Origin of the sequence: Alicyclobacillus macrosporangiidus CPP55, from assembly GCF_000702485.1 — a bacterium.
GTDB lineage: Bacteria > Bacillota > Bacilli > Alicyclobacillales > Alicyclobacillaceae > Alicyclobacillus_H > Alicyclobacillus_H macrosporangiidus_B.
In genome coordinates this window covers 1,177,550-1,195,153 of the sequence record NZ_JNIL01000001.1, presented here as the reverse complement: position 1 = coordinate 1,195,153, position 17,604 = coordinate 1,177,550, and the positions used below count along the sequence as shown (strand labels likewise).

The following is a 17,604-nucleotide window of genomic DNA, read 5'->3' as shown; positions in this document are numbered from 1 at the left end:
ACACTCGCGAGCGTTCGAAGGGTTCCAATCGGACGGGCGGCGGGATTGTACCCGGCAAACGCCTGTCTTTGGAACATTCGGACATTTTTCGTAGAAACGGCACTGTGGCGGGGAACGAACACGACTTGGGAGTGTGGAAACGGTGACGCAGACGACGCAGTGGATCTTCATGAATGGGGCGTTCGTGACCAAAGAGGACGCAAAAGTTTCCGTCTATGACCACGGTTTTCTGTACGGCGACGGTATCTTTGAAGGTATTCGCGCGTACGACGGAAACATCTACCGGCTTCGGGAACACCTCGTCCGACTCTACGACTCCGCGCAAGCGATTCTCCTCACCATTCCTTATTCCATGGAAGAGATGGAAAAAATCGTAGTGGACACCGTCCGGAAGAACAACCTCGAGAACGCATACATCCGCTTGGTCGTCTCGCGGGGCGTCGGAAACCTGGGCCTGGACCCGGCGAGTTGCAAGGAGCCGAACGTCATCGTGATCGCGGAACAATTGGCTCTGTATCCGAAAGAATTCTATGAACGCGGGATGGAAGTGGTGACTGTCGCCACCCGCCGCAACCGTTCGGACATCCTCAATCCGAAAGTGAAGTCGCTGAACTACCTGAACAACATCCTCATCCGCCTCGAAGCCAATTTGGCTGGGGCCGGCGAGGCCCTGACGCTCAACACGGAGGGCTATGTCGCCGAGTGCTCCGGGGACAACATCTTCATCGCGCGCAACCGCGTCCTGTGGACGCCGCCCGCGTATCTCGGAGCCCTCGAGGGCATCACGCGGAACGCCATCATCGAGATCGCCCGCGAGCTGGGTTATGTCGTGAAAGAAGAGCCGTTCACCCGCCACGACGTGTACACCGCGGATGAGGTGTTCCTCACCGGGACGGCGGCCGAGATCGTCCCCGTCGTCAAGGTGGACGGCCGCGTGATTGGCGACGGAAAACCGGGCGCCATCACCCATGAGTTGTTGGCCGAGTTCCGCAATCGCGCCGTGACGGACGGCGTCAAGGTGTACCCGGAACGGCAGCCGGTGTCCTGAAGCGCTTGGGGCAGATGACGTGAAGGTAGCGAAATGAAAGGTGTCGGGCCTTTTGCGAAGCGGCTCGCCACGCGGTGAAGCGGAGCAAAAGGCCCGGCACCACACGAGAAAGGCGGGACCAGGTACTCATGCGCAGCGACATGATTAAGAAAGGGGTCGATCGCGCCCCCCACCGCAGCCTCTTGTACGCGACGGGCGTGAAGCCCTCCGATCTGTCCAAACCGTTCATCGGCGTGTGCAACTCCTACGTGGACATCGTGCCGGGCCACGTCCATCTGCAGGAGATGGGCAAGATGGTCAAGGAAGCCATTCGGGAGGCGGGCGGCATCCCGTTTGAGTTCAACACCATCGGCGTGGACGACGGCATCGCGATGGGCCACATCGGGATGCGCTACTCTCTGCCGAGCCGTGAGCTCATCGCTGACTCGGCCGAGACGATGATCAACGCTCACTGGTTTGACGGTGTGTTCTACATCCCGAACTGCGACAAGATCACCCCGGGGATGCTGATGGCTGCGGTGCGGACGAACGTGCCGGCGGTGTTCGTCTCCGGCGGCCCGATGGAGGCCGGGCGATCCCGCAGTGGAAGGACGCTGTCTCTGTCGTCCGTGTTCGAGGGCGTGGGCGCCTACCAGGCGGGGCACATCTCGGCGGAGGACCTGCAGGAGCTGGAGACGCTGGCCTGTCCGACCTGCGGATCGTGTTCCGGCATGTTCACCGCGAACTCGATGAACTGCATCATGGAGATGCTCGGAATCGCCCTTCCGGGCAACGGGACCATCGTCGCGACCTCGAAAGACCGCTACCAGCTCATCCTCGACGCAGCGAAGCACTTGATCCGCATGGTGCAACAGGATATCCGGCCGCGCGACATCATCACCGCCGAGGCGATTGACGACGCGTTCGCGCTCGACATGGCGATGGGCGGCTCGACCAACACCGTGCTGCACCTGCTGGCCATCGCGAACGAGGCAGGCATCGAGTACGACCTGCAGCGCATCAATCAGGTGGCAGAACGGGTGCCGTACCTCGCCAAGATCAGCCCGGCTTCCGAGTACTCCATCCAGGATGTGCACCGCGCCGGCGGGATCAGCGCCATCATCAAGGAGCTGCTCTCCATCCCGGGGCTGCTCCACGGCGACCGCATCACCGTCACCGGAAAGACCCTCGCGGAAAATGTGGCGGACGCGGAGATCCTCGACGAGCGGGTCATCCGCCGCAAGGAAAATCCCTACAGCCCGGTTGGGGGCCTGTCCATCCTGTACGGCAACCTGGCCCCGGACGGGGCGGTCATCAAAGTCGGCGCGGTCGATCCTTCGATTCGGCGCTTTGAAGGCGAGGCCATCATCTACAACTCGCAGGAGGAGGCCCAGCGGGGCATCGAGAGCGGCGAGGTGCGAGAGGGTCACGTGGTGGTGATCCGGTACGAGGGCCCGAAGGGCGGACCGGGCATGCCGGAGATGTTGGCCCCGACGTCGTCCATCGTCGGCCGCGGGCTGGGGACGAAGGTGGCCCTCATCACCGACGGGCGGTTCTCCGGCGCCTCGCGCGGGATCGCCGTAGGACACATCTCCCCGGAGGCGGCCGAGGGTGGGCCTCTGGCACTACTGGAAAACGGGGATCGCGTCGTGATCGACCTGCCCAGCCGGCGGATCGATGTCCTGCTCCCGGAGGAGGAACTGGCGCGCCGGCGGGCGGCCTGGCAGCCGCCGGAGCCGAAGGTGAAGAGCGGCTACTTGGCCCGCTATCAAAAACTGGTGACCTCCGCGAACACAGGCGGCATTTTAAAGGTCTGACGCGCCGGGACCGGCGCGCAACTCTGGATGAGGAGGGGAGTTGTATGGGTGTCGATCTGAAACCATCGGCAAAGGCCTGCACCTCGGTGAAACCGTTGATGAACGGATCCCGGATGCTCGTCGAAGCTCTGAAGCGGGAGGGGGTCGAAGTCATCTTCGGCTATCCCGGCGGAGCCGTGTTGACGATTTACGACGCGCTCTACGACGGGGGGATCCCGCACATCCTTGCCCGCCACGAGCAGGGCTGCATCCATGCGGCCGAGGGATACGCCCGGGTCACTGGAAAGCCGGGCGTGGTCATCGCCACGTCGGGACCGGGGGCGACCAACTTGGTCACCGGGATCGCCGACGCCATGCTGGATTCGCTGCCGTTGGTCGTGTTCACCGGCCAGGTGGCCACGCAGGTCATCGGCAGTGATGCGTTTCAAGAGGCATCCATCATCGGCATCACGATGCCGATAACGAAGCACAACTACCAAGTGCGCGACGTGTCGGAGCTCCCCCGCATCATCCGGGAGGCGTTTCACATTGCGACGACCGGAAGGCCAGGGCCGGTGCTGGTGGACATTCCGAAGGATGTCTCCAACGCGATGGGCTGGTTTGATGACCAGGCGGAGGTGCGTTTGCCCGGGTATCAGCCGACGGTGATCCCGCATCGCATGCAGATCCGCAAAGTGCTGGACGCCATCCGCGCGGCCCGGAAACCGGTGCTGCTGGCGGGGGCCGGCGTGCTGCACGCGCGCGCCCAGGACCTGCTCCGTGAATTCGCCGAGCGGGCGCAGCTGCCGGTGGTCAATACCCTGCTGGGACTGGGCAGTTTCCCCGCGAGCCACCCGTTGTTCCTCGGGATGGGCGGAATGCACGGATCGTACGCCGCCAACAAGGCACTGTACGAGGCGGATCTGTTGATCAACATCGGCGCTCGTTTTGACGATCGCTTGACGGGCAATCTGGAGCATTTCGCAAAGTCCGCGACGGTCGCGCATATTGACATCGATCCCGCCGAGATCGGGAAGAACGTGCCGACGGACATCCCGGTGGTGGGCGACGCGGGCGAGGCGTTGAAGATGTTGCTCGAGGAGGGGCCGGAGCCAGGGGACGCCGCCGAGTGGCTGGCGGAGCTCGGCGAAGCCAAACGCCAGCGCCCGTTCTGGTACCACGACAGCGACCAAGAGTTGAAGCCGCAGCGGTTGATCCAGATGATCCACGAAATTACCCGCGGCGGCGCCATCGTCGTGACGGATGTCGGGCAGCACCAGATGTGGGCGGCCCAGTACTACCCCCTGGAGCAGCCGCACCGGTGGGTCACCTCGGGCGGGCTCGGGACCATGGGTTTCGGATTGCCGGCGGCCATCGGGGCGCAGTTGGGACGTCCGGACGCACTGGTGGTGGCGGTGCTCGGCGACGGCGGGTTCCAGATGACGATGCAGGAGCTGGCTCTGCTCAAGGAGTACAACCTGCCGGTGAAAGTCATCATCGTCAATAATCAGGCGCTCGGCATGGTGCGCCAGTGGCAGGAGTTGTTCTACCAGGGGCGCTATGCGCACTCCATCATTCCGAATCTCCCGGATCTGGTGAAATTGGCGGAAGCCTATCAGATCCCTGGGTACAGGGCGAAGAACCCTTCGGAAGCCAGCGAAGTGCTGCGTCGCGCTCTGGCGGAACCGGGGCCGGTGTTGGTGGACTGCTGGGTGACGCCCGGCGAGAACGTGTACCCGATGGTGCCGCCGGGCAAGGGACTGCACGAAATGGTGGGGGTGACGCCGTGAACCGCATTCTCTCCGTGGTCGTCAACAACCGTTCCGGCGTGCTCAACCGCATCACCGGCCTGTTTCTGCGCCGCGGATTCAACATCCAGAGCCTGACGGTCGGAACGTCGGAGACGGAGGGTCAGTCGCGGATGACCATCGTGCTCGACGTGGACGATGAACGCACGGCTGAGCAGGTCATCAAACAGCTGCACAAGCAGATTGACGTCTTAAAGGTGTCGGACATCACCGACCTGCCGATCGTCGCCCGCGAACTGGTCCTCATCCGGGTGAACAGCCCGCTGCAGACCCGTTCCGAGCTGACCGCGCTGATTGAACCTTTTCGCGCTTCCATCATCGACGTAAGCCGCGACACGGTCACCATCCAGGCGGTGGGCAGCCCGGAGAAGGTGGATGCCCTGATCTTCCTGCTGCATCCGTACGGCATCAAGGAGCTGGCCCGCACTGGCCTCACGGCCTTCGTGCGCGGCAACGATGTGGCATCGGAAGCTCCGCGGCCGTACCGCAACCGCGTTCTGTCTATTTGAGAATCCATACCACACGCCACGCCATCTTGTCCGGGATGCGGTTGATCATCCCAGGTCGGACCGCAGAGCGGGCGGTCCAAGAAGTGGCACCGAGGAGGAATCCCTATGGCGAACATGTACTTTGACAAGGACATCACGCTCGACGCGCTTCGCGGCAAGCGGGTGGCGATCATCGGCTACGGGTCGCAAGGCCACGCTCACGCGCAGAACTTGCGCGACAGCGGTATCGAAGTCATCGTCGGTCTGCGCAAGGGCCGCTCCTGGGACCAGGCGGCCGAGGATGGCTTCGAGGTGTACTCAGTGGCGGACGCCGCCAATCTGGCGGACGTCATCATGGTGCTGCTGCCGGACGAGAAACAGCCGGCGGTGTACCGCGATGAGATTGAACCCGGCCTGGCGCCCGGCAAGGCGATCGCGTTCGCGCACGGCTTCAACATCCACTTCACGCAGATTGTGCCGCCGAGCGACGTCGACGTCTTCATGGTGGCGCCGAAGGGCCCGGGGCACCTGGTGCGCCGCGTGTATGAGGAAGGCGGCGGCGTGCCGGCGCTGATCGCCGTCCATCAGGACGCCACCGGACGGGCGAAGGAGCTGTCCTTGGCGTACGCGAAGGCCATCGGCGCCGGGCGCGCGGCAGTCATTGAGACGACGTTCAAAGAGGAGACCGAGACCGACCTGTTCGGCGAGCAGGCGGTGCTGTGCGGCGGCCTGTCTTCGCTCATCAAGGCGGGCTTCGAGACACTCGTGAACGCTGGGTACCAGCCCGAGATCGCCTACTTCGAGTGCCTTCACGAGATGAAGTTGATCGTCGATCTCATCTACGAGGGTGGCCTGGCGTACATGCGCTACTCGTGTTCCGACACGGCCCAATGGGGCGATTTCATCTCCGGCCCGCGCGTCGTGACGGAGGAGACAAAGAAGGAGATGCAGCGCATCCTCGAGGACATCCAGTCGGGCGCCTTTGCCAAGGGGTGGATCCTAGAGAACCAGGTCGGCCGTCCGATGTTCAACGCCATCAACCGGCGCGAGAACGAACACCCGCTCGAGGTGGTCGGCCGCGAGCTGCGGGAGAAGATGCCGTTCATCCAGCGAAAATCGAGCTCGAGGAGAGTGGTCGTAGGTGCGCAAAATTGAGATCTTCGACACGACGCTGCGGGATGGGGAGCAGTCGGCCGGGGTCAATCTGCACATCCACGAAAAGCTGGAGATCGCGCATCAGTTGGCGCGCTACGGCGTCGACGTGATCGAGGCGGGGTTCCCGGCTTCCTCGCGCGGGGATTTCGAGGCGGTGCAACTGATCGCCCGGCAGGTCAAAACCTGCACCATCGCGGGCCTGGCGCGATCGACGGAGCGCGACATCGACGCGGTGCGCGACGCCCTGCGCGAGGCCGCGTCTCCCCGCATCCACGTGTTCATCGCCACCTCTCCCATCCACATGAAACACAAGCTGAACCTCACGCCGGATGAGACCCTGGAGACGGCGGTGGCGGCGGTGCGGTATGCGAAGCGGTTCTGCGCGGACGTGGAGTGGTCGGCGGAGGACGCGACGCGAAGCGACTGGGATTTCCTCGTGAAGCTCATCACGCGGGTGATCGAAGCGGGCGCGACGGTGATCAACCTGCCGGATACGGTGGGATACACGACGCCGGAGGAATACGGAAACCTCTTCCGCTATGTGCGGGAGCACGTGCCAAACATCGACCGCGTTAAGCTGTCCGCCCACTGCCACGACGACCTCGGGATGGCGGTCATCAACACCCTGTCGGCCATCCAGGCGGGTGTGTCCCAGGTGGAAGTCACGGTCAACGGCATCGGCGAGCGCGCGGGCAACACGTCCCTGGAGGAGGTCGCGGTGGCCCTCGCCATCCGCAAGGACTATTTCCAAGCGGAGACAGGCCTGCACTTAGAGCAGACCATTCGCACCAGCCGCCTGGTCAGCAAGCTGACGGGAATGGTCGTCCCGCCCAACAAAGCCGTGGTCGGCGCGAATGCCTTCGCCCACGAGTCGGGCATCCACCAGGATGGCGTGCTGAAAAACCCGCTCACCTACGAGATCATCCGTCCGGAGATGATCGGCTTGACGTCCAACGTCATGGCCATCGGAAAACATTCCGGCCGCCACGCTCTGCGGGAGAAGTGCAAGGAGCTCGGGCTGCAGCTGGATGAGCAGGAGTTCAATCGCCTCTTCCGGGCCTTCAAGGATCTGACTGGGAAGAAGAAGGAGATCACGGACGACGACATCCTGGCGCTGGCTCTCGAGTCGTCCAACGAGGCGATGTCCTCCCGGTACGAGTTGGAGTTCCTCAACGTCTTCTACGGCCAGGATTCCATCTCCACCACGACCCTCGGCATCCGCCGGCCGGATGGCACCGTGGTGCGCGAGGCGGCGACCGGCAACGGCAGCGTCGAGGCGATCTACAACACCATCGAGCGCATCCTCGGCGAGCCGGTGCAGTTGATCGACTACCGCATCCAGTCCACCACGGGCGGGCAGGATGCCCTGGCGGAGGTGTACGTGAAGGTGCAGTACCGCGGCGTGACGAGCAGCGGCCGAGGCATTGACAACGATGTGCTGTCCGCTTCAGCGAAGGCGTTCTTGGACGCCATCAACCGCGCCGCGCTGAAGGAACGGGTGGAGGACAAGGTCGCGGCATCCGCGTCACCGACCGCTTGAGGAGGAACAGCATGGAAAAGACCATCGTGGTGCTGCCGGGGGACGGCATCGGGCCGGAGGTCACCCGGGAGGCGGTCCGCCTCCTGGAGACGGTCGGCGAGCGCTTCGGCCACACGTTTCACTTTGAGTACGCGAAACTCGGCGGCGTCGCCATCGACGAGACCGGCACGCCCCTGCCGGACGAGACGCTGCAGGCGTGCCTGAAGAGCGACGCGGTGTTGCTCGGCGCGGTGGGCGGGCCCAAGTGGGACCGCCTGCCGGGGCCGAAGCGGCCGGAGGCCGGGCTGCTGGCTCTGCGGAAGGCGTTGGGCGTGTTCGCGAACCTGCGGCCCATCACCGTGTATCCGCCGCTGGCCGGTGCTTCGACCCTGAAGCCGGAGGTCGTCGACGGGGTGGACTTCATCATCGTCCGCGAACTGACCGGCGGCCTGTACTTCGGGCCGAAGGAGCGGCGGCAGGGAGACCATGGCCTCGAGGTGTCCGACACCCTGCTGTACAGTGAACAGGAGATCGAGCGCATCCTGCGCCTCGCATTCGAGCTGGCGCGGCAGCGGCGCGGGCGTCTGACGTCGGTGGACAAGGCCAACGTGCTCGAGTCGAGCCGGGTGTGGCGGGAGATCGCAGAACGCCTGGCGCCGGAGTACCCGGACGTCCAACTGACCCACCTGTTGGTGGACAACGCGGCCATGCAGTTGGTGAAGGACCCTCGCCAGTTCGACGTGATCGTCACGGAGAACATGTTCGGCGACATCCTCAGCGACGAGGCGGCGATGATCACGGGCTCCATCGGCCTGTTGCCCTCGGCGAGCCTCGGTTCCGGCGGGCCGGGATTGTACGAGCCCATCCACGGTTCGGCCCCGGACATCGCAGGTAAGGGGTTGGCGAATCCGCTGGCCACCTTCGCTTCGGTCGCGATGATGCTCGATTACGGTTTCGGGCTTGGGGCGGAGGCTGAGGCAGTGCGTCAGGCCATCGCGAAGACGCTGGCGGAGGGTTGGCGCACGGCCGACATCGCGGCCGGCGGACCGGCGCTGTCGACGGAGCAGATGGGCGAGAGGGTTCGTAACGCACTGCGGTGAGGTGAGGAAGATGGCACCGAAGACGTTGTTGGACAAGATTTGGGAAGCGCATGAGGTGGTGTCGCAGGGCGAGGGCAAGCCGAGCCTGCTGTACATCGACCTGCATCTGGTGCACGAGGTGACGTCGCCGCAGGCGTTCGACGGCCTGCGCGCGGCTGGGCGCCGGGTGCGGCGGCCGGATCTGACGTTCGCCACGATGGACCACAACATTCCGACGGACGTCCCGTCGGTGATCCGCGATCCGATCGCCCGCAAGCAGGTCGAGGTGCTGGCGAAGAACTGCGCCGAGTTCGGCATCCACCTGGCGGGCATCGAGAGCCCGGATCAGGGCATCGTGCACGTGATCGGCCCCGAGCTGGGCCTGACCCAGCCGGGCAAGACCATCGTCTGCGGGGACAGCCACACGTCCACCCACGGAGCGTTCGGCGCGCTGGCCTTCGGCATCGGCACCAGCGAGGTAGAGCACGTGCTGGCGACGCAGTGCCTGTGGCAGCAGAAGCCGAAGGTGCTGAAGCTGGAGCTGACAGGACGGCGTCCCGCGGGTGTGACGGCGAAGGACATCATCCTCGGCGTGATCGCGAAGCATGGCGTGGGTTTCGGAACGGGCCACGTGATCGAGGTGTGCGGCGCGGTCGTCGCCACGATGTCGATGGAGGAGCGGATGACCGTCTGCAACATGGCCATCGAGGCGGGGGCCCGGGCCGGTTTGGTGGCGCCCGACGAGACCACCTTCGCCTACCTGCGCGGGCGCCCGTTTGCGCCGCAAGGGGAGGCGTTCGAACGCGCGGTCGCGGTCTGGCGCACCCTGCGCGCGGACGAGGGCGCCGTGTACGACAAGACCATCACCTTTGACGTGAGCGACCTCGAACCCCAGGTGACCTGGGGCACCAACCCAGGGATGTGCACGGGCATCAAAGGCGTCGTGCCGGACCCGGCACAGGCGAGGTCGGACGCCGAGCGCCGCGCGATGGAGCGGGCGCTCGAGTACATGGGGCTGACGCCGGGCACCCGGATGGAGGAGATCCCGATTCAGCACGTGTTCATCGGCTCCTGCACCAACGCGCGCATTGAGGACCTGCGACAGGCGGCGGCGGTGGCCAAGGGCCGCAAGGTGCATCCGGGCGTGCGGGCGCTGGTGGTGCCGGGATCGAAACGGGTGAAGCAGCAGGCGGAGGCCGAGGGCCTGGACCGGGTGTTCAAAGAGGCGGGCTTCGAGTGGCGGGAGCCGGGTTGCAGCATGTGCCTCGGCATGAACCCGGACATCGTGCCACCGGGCGAGCGGTGCGCGTCCACCTCGAACCGCAATTTCGAAGGCCGTCAAGGCCGGGGCGCGCGCACGCACCTGGTCAGCCCGGCGATGGCGGCGGCCGCCGCGATTGCGGGGCACTTCGTCGACGTGCGGGAGTGGCTGGGCGAAGCCGAGGCAGCCGCGACGGGAGGGCGATGAGACATGCAACCGTTTGTGAAACTGACCGGCGTGGCGGTGCCGCTGGATCGCGTCAATGTGGATACGGATCAGATCATCCCGAAGCAGTTCCTGAAACGGGTGGAGCGGACCGGCTTCGGCCAGTTCCTCTTCTACGACTGGCGCTTTTTGGCGGATGGCAGTGAGAACCCGGACTTCGTGCTGAATGACCCCCGCTATCGAGGGGCGTCCATCCTGGTGGCCGGGCACAACTTCGGCTGCGGATCTTCCCGGGAGCACGCCGCATGGTCGCTGCTCGACTACGGTTTTCGCGTGGTGATTGCGCCGTCGTTCGCCGATATCTTCTACAACAACTGCTTCAAAAACGGCATCCTGCTGGTGACGCTGCCGGAGGATGCGGTGCGGACATTGATGGACGCGGCCGCGCGGGGCGTCGCCGTGACCGTGGACCTGGAGCGGCAGGTGGTGGAGACGGCGGAAGGCGTGTCGTGGGGCTTCGAGATCGATCCGTTCCGGCGCAAATGCCTGCTTGAGGGACTCGACGACATCGGCCTCACGCTGCAGCACGAGGACGCCATCGCGTCGTACGAGGCCAAGCGGAAAGACGATCCGCTGGCGGTGTTCGCCGGAAGGTGACGTCATCTCCGGGGCGCGGGAAGCGTTTGGTCGGGGGACGTGCCTGGTGAGATATGGAGAATGGAAAGCCTGGCCCATGGGCCAGGCTTTCGTGCGGACGTCGGAGGGTTGCAGCCGAAATGTTTGAGTTGTTCGTGTCGGGGTTTCTGTTGTCCCTGTCCCTGTGCCTTGACATCGGCATCGTCAATGTGGCGGTGATCAAGACGGGGCTGGAAAAGGGAGCACTCCCGTCGTTCCTGATGGGGCTGGGCTCGGCGTTCGGTGACCTGGTGTACGCCACGGTGTCCATGATGGGTATGTCGGCGCTGCTGCGGTCGACCGTCGTCCGTTGGGTCCTCTGGCTGGGGGGAACGGTGGTGCTATTGTACCTGTCGGTCCACATGGTAAAGGAGACGCTGCGTCCACACGCCTTGGCGGCTGTCTCGGGCGGGCGAGTGAGCGCCTGGGACGCGGGGGAGGGGGCAGGCGACGGGTTGAACCGGCGCACGCGGCCAGGCCGGGACGTGCAGAGCACCGCAGACGGCGTTCAAAGTGAACCGGGCCCGGGGGGAAGCCGGTGGAAACCCCTGTGGATGGGTTTCGGGCTGGCGCTGTCCTCTCCGTCCGCGATCCTGTGGTTCGCCGCCGTCGGAGGCAGCGTGATTGCCGCCACAGGGCAGCACGTGCACGTGCGTGGCTTGGCCGCGTTCTTCGCTGGATTCTTCTGTGCCGGTGTGCTGTGGTCGGCGGCCGTGGCGTATGTCGCCGGACGGGCACGGCACTGGCTGGGGCCGCTCGCGATGCGAGCAATCTCCCTGGTCTCGGCGCTACTCATGGTCTATTTCGCCGTCCGGGTGTTCCTGCAGGGATGGCAGACCTGGGTGGGATGAGGGTACGAACAGACATCAAAGAAGCCACCTGAGATCTCAGGTGGCTTTCATTTGTGCTGCGGGGCCATGACTGGACGCGGTGTTTCGGATACATTGTTTGGAGGTTGCAGATAAGAAGTCTACCGAATTACAGCCCATGCCAAGTGGACATTTTCATTGGCGTGGTACACGGGTGCACTCCCCTCGAAATATCGCTCTTGGATGGCTGCAGGGCTTAAATCTTCAAGCAGGTCAAATCCTAACTTCCGAAGTTCCGCGGCTAGCCGTGCTGGGTCGAAGGTTGTACTCATGGACTCGCCCATCTTTTGCAATTCCTTTCGAATTTCATGTAGATTTCCATCGGTTTCAGTATGATAGTCAAATATCACCGAACTGCCCGCGGGAGCAATCTGAGTGATCGACCGGAATGTTTCATACACATCATTCGGAGAGAGATACATGGTGACACCCAGTAAACTAAAGAGACTCTTCATTCTGGGGTTGTACGACGTTCTCGCAAGTGCCTCTGCAACACGCTCTTGTCTGAAATCCGTGGACACAAAATGAAGACCCACAGGAATGTCCCAGCCCAAATCCGTCAGCCGTTCGCGCTTGAATGCCTGTGTGGATGGCTGATCGACCTCAAATACCTCAATTTGCCCTTCCTCCAGAAGGTGTTTATGACGAAAAGCAAAGGTATCCAACCCGGCGCCGAGAATGACGTATTGCTTCACACCCTTTTGGATCTCTGCCTCCAACCTTTCTTCTGTATATCGCGATCGACTGACGACATTTGGGAGCCCCATGGTTTGCAGTAAACTGGATAAACTGGCGCTGGCATCACCACCATGAGCCTGCAGGGCACTTTTCAGGCCCTGTTCAATCAGATGGCGTCTCTCTTCTGGTATCAACGCATATGCAAGAGCGTCATTGAAGATTACGGGATCGTCGTTCGTAGAATGGTAAGCACGAATGAAGGCGGTCATGATGGCAGTCACGCTGATCTGATGTGCTTTCAACTGAATATCCTCCCCTTGGACCGGATCCCAGCCGTGTGGCGGGATAGTGTATTCAGCGAAAGCATATCAAAGAAAGGGAGGTAAGTAAAACACGTTAAATTTCATCATACCACATATAAAAATTTTTGTCAAGATAAATTTAAGAGGGAACTCTTTCGCAAACACAGGCATAGCACATAGCGACCCCTATCCATTGTCATTCGCCTCCACGTGGGCTATGATGGGCCCAAGTCAAGGATGACCCTTGGACCAGGAGTGGAGGGATGCGGGTGCTGTTGTACCGGGAGGAGCAGGTCATCGATGTGCCGCCGCGGCTGCCGGCGAAGGGGGAGGTGGCCTGGATCCACCTGCGGCAGCCGAGCGATGACCAGGTGCAGCGCATCCTGGGCGATTTATTCGGATGCCACCCGTTGGTCATTGAGGACGTGCTGCACTTCGGGCAACGCCCCAAGCTGGATCACTACGCACACCTGCAGCGCCCGCAGGTGTTCATCATCTTCTTCGCGTTGGACGATCCGCTGGAGGCCAAGGAGTTCGGCCTTGTGATGGGGCAAAACTTTCTCATCACGGTCGATCGGGCGCCCGTATCGGAGCTGGACGAGGTCGAGCGGCGAGTGCGGGAGAACCCCGCCTCCATGGCCTCCGTCGGCCGCTTGTTGCATCAGATCTTCGACCTGTGCGTCGACCATTACTTGAGCCGTATCGACCGCCTCGAGGAGCGCTTCGACGCCCTCGAGCGGCATGTGTTCGATCACCCGGACGCCAAAGTGGCCGGGACCATCTTCCGGCTCAAGCGGCAGGTGGGGCGCGTGCGGCGCATCGTCGCCGACGGGCGCAACGTGATCGGCGCCTGCGCGCACGAGGCGTTCCCGTACACCGACGAGCGAGAGGCGGTATACTTCCTCGACGTGTACGATCACGCCACCCGCGCCGTCGACACCCTGGACGCCATCCGCGACAACCTGAGCGGCCTGTTGGACCTTCAGACCGCGCAGCGGTCCAACCGGATGAACGAGGTCATGAAGACCCTGACGGTCTTCAGCACCCTCTTTCTGCCGCTCAACTTCATCGTCGGGCTGTACGGGATGAATTTCCAAAACATGCCCGAACTGCATTGGAAATACGGCTACCTGTACGTCTGGTGCCTGCTGATCTCCGTCGGCGGGGCGATGATGGTGTACTTCAAGCGGCGCCGGTGGTGGTGATCCCCGGCGGCGGGGGCGCCCACTCGCTCCGGTTCGGCCACACGGTTCCATCCCTCGGCTCAGTCGGACACCCCGCTCACTCCGCTCACTCCGGCGCCTCTACGACCGGCATCACGTTGTGGACCGCCTCCACCTGCGGCAGGGCGCGCAGGCCCCGGACCACGTTGGCCAGCGGCGCTGGCTCCGTCGCATGCGTGACGATCACGATGTCCGCCGCGTTCCCTTGGCCACGCTTCTGCAGCACCGTCTCCATACTGACGTTGTGGACGCCGAAGATGCTGGCGATGGCGGCGAACACACCCGGCTTGTCGGCGGCCGTCAGGCGCAGGTAGTGGCGGGCCGGTGCGCGGTGGAGCGGGTCGACCCGTTTGTCCGGCACGTACATGCGCGAGACGCGGCCCGAGACGCCGAGGCGAATGACGCGCAACACCTCGATGACATCCCCCATCACCGAGCTGGCCGTCGGCAGGGAACCGGCGCCGCGGCCGAAGAACATCAGGTCGCCTGCGGCGTCCCCGCGCACGAACAGGGCGTTGAACGGACCCGACACGTGCGCCAGCGGGTGCTGCTTGCTGACCAGGGCCGGGCGCACGTGAAGGGACAGGACCCCAGCCCGGTCGCTGCCGGTGGCCAGCAGCTTGATGACACAGCCCAGCTCGTCGGCGAAGCGCACGTCCTGCGCCGAGATGGAGCGGATGCCCGCCACCTGAACGTCGTCCAGCGTGACCCGGGCGTGGAAGGCGATGGACGCCAGGATGGCCAGTTTGCGGGCCGCGTCGAGGCCATCCACATCGCTGGACGGGTCGGCCTCCGCGTAGCCGAGCCGCTGCGCCTCCGCGAGGGCGTCCGCGAAGTCCGCTCCCGTCTCCGTCATCTGCGTCAGGATATAGTTGGTCGTGCCGTTAATGATGCCGAGCAGGTCGCTGATCTCGTTGGCGGTCATCTGCTCTGTCAGCGGCCGGATGAGTGGGATGGCGCCGCCGACCGCCGCCTCGTAGAACACATCCACGCCGTGTCTCTCCGCTGCGTCCAGGATCTCGGCTCCGTGCATCGCGATGAGGTCCTTGTTGGCCGTCACCACGTGCTTGCCGGCGGCGATGGCCTGCAGGATATAGGTCCGGGCTGGCTCAATGCCGCCGATGGTCTCGATCACGATGCGGATGGACGGGTCCTCCAGCACCTCCGCCGGTTTGTCGGTCACGAGGCCGGGCGCCAGCTCGACTGGCCGCGGCTTGTCCACCTGGCGCACCAGGATCTTTTTGATCACCGGCCGTAAGCCGGTCATGTCGGCGATCTTACTCTGCCGGCGATTCATCAGTTCGACGACGCCCGATCCGACCGTGCCGCATCCGAGCAGTCCCACTTCGACAATCATCTCGACACCCCTTTCTCCGCCGCGCTCGGAGCGCTTCGGGCCTCCGGCACCTGTCCGGCGAGCACCTCGACGCGCGTCTCCGATCGCCGCGGTTGCAGCACATACGTGTAACACTCGATGTTGAACTCGCGCCACACCAGTGTCATTTCGTCGGCCACCTGGGAGGCGGTCCCTTCGCTGTCGCACCAGGCGAGCAGGGTGGGGCCAGCGCCGCTGAGGGTGGTGGTGATGGCCCCTGCGCGCATGGCGGCCTGGCGGACCTCCTCACACCCCGGAATGAGGCGGCGGCGGTACGGCTCATGAAGCCGGTCGCCGAACCCGCCCTTGAGCAAGTCGAGTTGACCGGTGGAGAGGGCCAGCGCCAGTCGAGCGGCCTGGGCCGTGTTCCACACCGCGTCCTCGCGCGGGATGGCGGCGGGCAGGACGCGCCGGGCGTCCTCCGTCCGCAGCGGAAAGTTCGGGACCGCCGCCGTGAACACCAACGCCTCCGGGATGGGCAGCGCGAAGGAACGAGCTTGTCGCCCGTCCACCACGCTGAGCCAGGCGCCCCCGAGCAACGCCGGGGTGACGTTGTCCGGGTGGCCCTCCATTTCGACCGCGAGATCGAGCAGTTGTTGGCGGGACCACTGGTGTTCCGGCGCGTACCGCGCGATGAGCGCGTTGGCGAGCAACAGCCCGCCCACGATGGCCGAGGCGCTGGAACCGAGCCCCGCCGCGACGGGGATCCCGTTGGTCAAACGCAGTCGCCAATCCCTCGGGACGTCTGCCGAGGGGGTGAGGTCCAGGACCCGGTCGATGGCCTGGACGACGGCGTTCGTCCGATCCCGGGGCAGCAGCGCCGCCCCCTCCCCCTCGACGTGGACGGAGAACGGGCCTCGAACCTCCAGTTCCATCTCGTTGCACAACCCAAGCGCAAGTCCCATGCAGTCAAATCCCGGTCCAAGATTGGCGGAGGTGGCGGGCACGCGGACGCGGAACCGGGGCGCCTCCGCCGGCGCCCCGGAAAAGGAGGCCGATGTTCCCGGAAGGTCGCGCGTGGACATCCCAACAGGGCTCTGCGCGTTCATAGCCATCGCTCCAGGGCCGCCTGCACCGCGTTCGTGCTGGCCTCCGTCACCAGAGGCGCGCGATCGCTGTGCTGGATGGCGTTGTCCGGGTCTTTGAGCCCGTTTCCAGTCAGGACGCACACCACCGTCTCGCCCGGCTGCAGGACGCCCTGCGCGTGCAGTTGCAAGAGGCCGGCCACGGATGCTGCGGACGCCGGTTCAGCGAACACCCCTTCCCGGGCGATGAGCTTGTACGCATGGCGGATCTCGTCATCGCTGACGGCACGGATGCCGCCGTTCGATTCCCGCACCGCGGCGACCGCCAGGTGCCAAGACGCGGGGCGTCCAATGCGAATGGCGGTGGCAAAGGTCTCCGGGTGATCGACAGGTTCTCCGCGCACCAGTGCAGCCGCCCCCTCCGCCTCGAACCCCTGCATTCGCGGGCGGTTGTCGACGACGCCCGCGGCATGGTAGGCACAGAATCCCTTCCAATAAGCACTGATGTTTCCGGCGTTCCCCACCGGGATGCACAGATGATCGGGCGCGCGGCCGAGGGCGTCGCAGATCTCGAACGCGGCGGTCTGCTGGCCTTCGAGGCGGAAGGGATTGATCGAGTTGACGACCGTCACAGGCAGCCGCTCCGCCACCTCGCGGACGATGGCCAGCGCCTCGTCGAAGTTCCCTCGCACGGCCACCACCTCGGCGCCGTACATCATCGCCTGGGCCAGCTTGCCCATCGCCACGTATCCGTCCGGAATGAGGATGACCGCTTTTAAGCCCGCCCGGGCCGCGTAGGCGGCAGCGGAGGCCGAGGTGTTCCCGGTGGACGCGCAGATCACCACCTGGCTGCCGGCTTCGGCCGCCTTGGCCACCGCCAGGACCATGCCGCGGTCTTTGAACGATCCAGTGGGATTTGCACCTTCGTATTTGAAATATACGTTCGCGCGCAGCTGTTCGCTGAGCCGATGGGAGCGGATCAGCGGGGTATTGCCCTCGCACAGCGTCAGTGGGGGCGTCTGGTCGGACACAGGGAGCCAACGCCGGTAGGCCGCCAGCAGCCCTGGCCACGGCCGGTGCGGATGCTCATGGTCTGAATACATGGGTGTTCCTCCTGCGTGCGCTTCTCTGCCGGCGGGCAGGATTCGCGTTGGGGTCA

General features: G+C 64.4%; 15 protein-coding genes. 11 read left to right on the top strand and 4 right to left on the bottom strand.

Translation table 11 applies throughout. The annotated features are described in order from the left end of the window. The first annotated feature begins 142 nt into the window (after positions 1–142). From ilvE to N687_RS0106135, 10 genes are all read left to right on the top strand, one after another. Positions 143–1,048, top strand: a complete 906-nt coding sequence (gene ilvE, locus N687_RS0106180) for a branched-chain-amino-acid transaminase (protein WP_269320487.1) — start codon at positions 143–145, stop codon at positions 1,046–1,048. Positions 1,049–1,176: 128 nt separating this feature from the next. Further along, positions 1,177–2,844, top strand: coding sequence for a dihydroxy-acid dehydratase (gene ilvD / locus N687_RS0106175; RefSeq protein WP_029421029.1), 1,668 nt, complete (start codon positions 1,177–1,179; stop codon positions 2,842–2,844). A gap of 44 nt (positions 2,845–2,888) precedes the next feature. After that, positions 2,889–4,613, top strand: a complete 1,725-nt coding sequence (gene ilvB, locus N687_RS0106170; RefSeq protein ID WP_029421028.1) for an acetolactate synthase large subunit — start codon at positions 2,889–2,891, stop codon at positions 4,611–4,613. Beyond that, a complete protein-coding gene (ilvN, locus tag N687_RS0106165; RefSeq protein ID WP_029421027.1) occupies positions 4,610–5,140 on the top strand; it encodes an acetolactate synthase small subunit in 531 nt (176 codons plus the stop codon). Before ilvB ends, ilvN begins: the two co-directional genes overlap by 4 nt. 105 nt (positions 5,141–5,245) lie before the next feature. Beyond that, positions 5,246–6,274, top strand: a complete 1,029-nt coding sequence (ilvC, locus tag N687_RS0106160; protein WP_029421026.1) for a ketol-acid reductoisomerase — start codon at positions 5,246–5,248, stop codon at positions 6,272–6,274. Next, the gene (locus tag N687_RS0106155) at positions 6,261–7,814 is read left to right on the top strand and encodes a 2-isopropylmalate synthase (RefSeq protein ID WP_029421025.1); all 1,554 of its coding nucleotides are present in this window, start codon (positions 6,261–6,263) and stop codon (positions 7,812–7,814) included. The genes ilvC and N687_RS0106155 overlap by 14 nt, the downstream gene beginning before the upstream one ends. 11 nt (positions 7,815–7,825) lie before the next feature. After that, complete coding sequence (gene leuB / locus N687_RS0106150; RefSeq protein ID WP_029421024.1) at positions 7,826–8,893, top strand: 3-isopropylmalate dehydrogenase; 1,068 nt, start codon at positions 7,826–7,828, stop codon at positions 8,891–8,893. 10 nt (positions 8,894–8,903) lie between these two features. Next, a complete protein-coding gene (leuC, locus tag N687_RS0106145) occupies positions 8,904–10,340 on the top strand; it encodes a 3-isopropylmalate dehydratase large subunit (protein ID WP_029421023.1) in 1,437 nt (478 codons plus the stop codon). Between the two features lie 3 nt (positions 10,341–10,343). Beyond that, complete coding sequence (gene leuD, locus N687_RS0106140; protein ID WP_029421022.1) at positions 10,344–10,955, top strand: 3-isopropylmalate dehydratase small subunit; 612 nt, start codon at positions 10,344–10,346, stop codon at positions 10,953–10,955. A gap of 119 nt (positions 10,956–11,074) precedes the next feature. Further along, positions 11,075–11,824 (top strand): LysE family translocator, encoded by a 750-nt coding sequence (locus N687_RS0106135; RefSeq protein WP_029421021.1) that lies wholly within the window; start codon positions 11,075–11,077, stop codon positions 11,822–11,824. 119 nt (positions 11,825–11,943) lie between these two features. Here the strand turns inward: N687_RS0106135 and N687_RS0106130 are convergent, their stop codons facing one another. Next, positions 11,944–12,822: a class I SAM-dependent methyltransferase gene (locus N687_RS0106130; protein WP_029421020.1), complete on the bottom strand. Its 879-nt coding sequence runs from the start codon at positions 12,820–12,822 to the stop codon at positions 11,944–11,946. Positions 12,823–13,085: 263 nt separating this feature from the next. On the opposite strand from N687_RS0106130, the gene corA reads away from it, so the two are divergent. Continuing rightward, positions 13,086–14,027: a magnesium/cobalt transporter CorA gene (corA, locus tag N687_RS0106125; RefSeq protein ID WP_029421019.1), complete on the top strand. Its 942-nt coding sequence runs from the start codon at positions 13,086–13,088 to the stop codon at positions 14,025–14,027. Between the two features lie 85 nt (positions 14,028–14,112). On the opposite strand, the gene N687_RS0106120 is transcribed toward corA, so the two are convergent. The 3 genes from N687_RS0106120 to thrC are packed head-to-tail and all read right to left on the bottom strand — an operon-like array spanning position 14,113 to position 17,548. Beyond that, entirely contained in the window at positions 14,113–15,402 is a 1,290-nt protein-coding gene (locus N687_RS0106120; protein ID WP_029421018.1) for a homoserine dehydrogenase, read from the bottom strand. Next, the gene (gene thrB / locus N687_RS0106115; protein WP_197029214.1) at positions 15,399–16,469 is read right to left on the bottom strand and encodes a homoserine kinase; all 1,071 of its coding nucleotides are present in this window, start codon (positions 16,467–16,469) and stop codon (positions 15,399–15,401) included. Before thrB ends, N687_RS0106120 begins: the two co-directional genes overlap by 4 nt. Continuing rightward, on the bottom strand, positions 16,466–17,548 hold the full coding sequence (thrC, locus tag N687_RS0106110; protein ID WP_029421016.1) for a threonine synthase: 1,083 nt from the start codon (positions 17,546–17,548) through the stop codon (positions 16,466–16,468). The genes thrB and thrC overlap by 4 nt, the downstream gene beginning before the upstream one ends. Positions 17,549–17,604 lie beyond the last annotated feature (56 nt).

Excerpts from the sequence above, each read along its gene's own strand:
- ilvD (WP_029421029.1), top strand. The coding sequence starts at position 1,177 with ATGCGCAGCGACATGATTAAGAAAGGGGTCGATCGCGCCCCCCACCGC.
- ilvB (WP_029421028.1), top strand. The coding sequence starts at position 2,889 with ATGGGTGTCGATCTGAAACCATCGGCAAAGGCCTGCACCTCGGTGAAA.
- ilvC (WP_029421026.1), top strand. The coding sequence starts at position 5,246 with ATGGCGAACATGTACTTTGACAAGGACATCACGCTCGACGCGCTTCGC.
- leuB (WP_029421024.1), top strand. The coding sequence starts at position 7,826 with ATGGAAAAGACCATCGTGGTGCTGCCGGGGGACGGCATCGGGCCGGAG.
- leuC (WP_029421023.1), top strand. The coding sequence starts at position 8,904 with ATGGCACCGAAGACGTTGTTGGACAAGATTTGGGAAGCGCATGAGGTG.
- leuD (WP_029421022.1), top strand. The coding sequence starts at position 10,344 with ATGCAACCGTTTGTGAAACTGACCGGCGTGGCGGTGCCGCTGGATCGC.
- N687_RS0106135 (WP_029421021.1), top strand. The coding sequence starts at position 11,075 with ATGTTTGAGTTGTTCGTGTCGGGGTTTCTGTTGTCCCTGTCCCTGTGC.
- corA (WP_029421019.1), top strand. The coding sequence starts at position 13,086 with ATGCGGGTGCTGTTGTACCGGGAGGAGCAGGTCATCGATGTGCCGCCG.
- N687_RS0106120 (WP_029421018.1), bottom strand. The coding sequence starts at position 15,402 with ATGATTGTCGAAGTGGGACTGCTCGGATGCGGCACGGTCGGATCGGGC.
- thrB (WP_197029214.1), bottom strand. The coding sequence starts at position 16,469 with ATGAACGCGCAGAGCCCTGTTGGGATGTCCACGCGCGACCTTCCGGGA.
- thrC (WP_029421016.1), bottom strand. The coding sequence starts at position 17,548 with ATGTATTCAGACCATGAGCATCCGCACCGGCCGTGGCCAGGGCTGCTG.